This window comes from Psychrobacter sp. PP-21, assembly GCF_033790785.1.
GTDB lineage: Bacteria > Pseudomonadota > Gammaproteobacteria > Pseudomonadales > Moraxellaceae > Psychrobacter.
Genome location: NZ_JAMYEB010000056.1, coordinates 1 through 1,205, shown reverse-complemented (window position 1 = coordinate 1,205; position 1,205 = coordinate 1). Strand labels below are relative to the sequence as shown.

General features: G+C 41.7%; 1 protein-coding gene. It reads left to right on the top strand.

Features of this window, described 5'->3' with window-relative positions; genetic code table 11:
• Positions 1–374 precede the first annotated feature (374 nt).
• The coding region (locus tag NJD71_RS13510; RefSeq protein ID WP_319052417.1) for a MobA/MobL family protein at positions 375–1,205 on the top strand (831 nt) is incomplete at its 3' end.

The following is a 1,205-nucleotide window of genomic DNA, read 5'->3' as shown; positions in this document are numbered from 1 at the left end:
CAACAGTATAGACAGCTTTTTATTGTCATCATCAGAACGCGCTGATTTGCTTCCTAATGCGATTATTAGCTGCTGTGTATCAGTTGGTGACTTGTACGCTTTAAAACGTGTGACAAGCGAATTTAAGTAGTCTGTGTCGATGTTAGCCATTTTTTATGAATACCTGTTTTTTAGAGTCTTCTTGATCCTAGCATTACATGATAATATTTGTATAGCGATATGTTTTTAACCTGTCTGAGCAAGACAAGGCACGCTTAGTAGTTTCTCATAATTCCCCTTCGGTACATTACGAGAAACTAGCGTGTCAAAGTTAAAAAGACAACTTTGAAAACTGCATCAGTCTATCGACTGACAACTACAAAAAGAGCAAAAAAATGGCTATTGGCAGACTTAGCGTCGTAGTAGGAAAAAAAGGCAAAGCATCACCGCACGCTCAATATATTGCGCGTGAGGGTAAGTATGCAAAACATAATAGCGATTTAGAGAAACTAGAGCAGACTGGCAGCGGAAATATGCCCAAATGGGCAGCAGCTGATCCAAACTTATTCTGGAAAATGTCAGATGAGCACGAGCGCAAAAACGGCACATCGTACAGAGAGCATATAATCACGCTACCGCGAGAGCTAACAGCAGACGAACGCTGCGAATTGATTGAAGATTGGATTTATCAAGAAGTCGGTGACAAGCACGCTTATCAGTTTGCAATACATAACCCAATAGCAGCAGACGGAAAAGAGCAGCCCCACGCTCATATCATGTTTTCAGAACGTCTGATAGACGGTATAGAGCGCGATCCTGACAGCTATTTTAAGCGATACAACAGCAAGAACCCTGAACGCGGCGGTGCTAAAAAAGCGAACACGCCGATGCTAGCAGCTGAGCGCAAACAAGAGCTAAAAGCCATGCGCGAACGTTGGGAAACAATATGCAATGTGCATTTAGTATGTGCAGGAAGTAAAGCACGAATAAGCATGAAAAGCTTGAAAGATCGCGGTATAGAGCGAGAGCCAATAAATTTTTCAATGTCTCAAATCAAGAACCCGAGCATCAAAAAAATCTATATAGAGCAGCTAGCAGCGACAAGCGAATTTAAGCAAGCAATGAAAGAACGCGACACTATCAATGTCGTTGATGAGCTGGCAGCAATCAAAATTGATGAGAAATATTATGAGCAAGCAAATAGAGCAATTACTAGCAGTAAACAG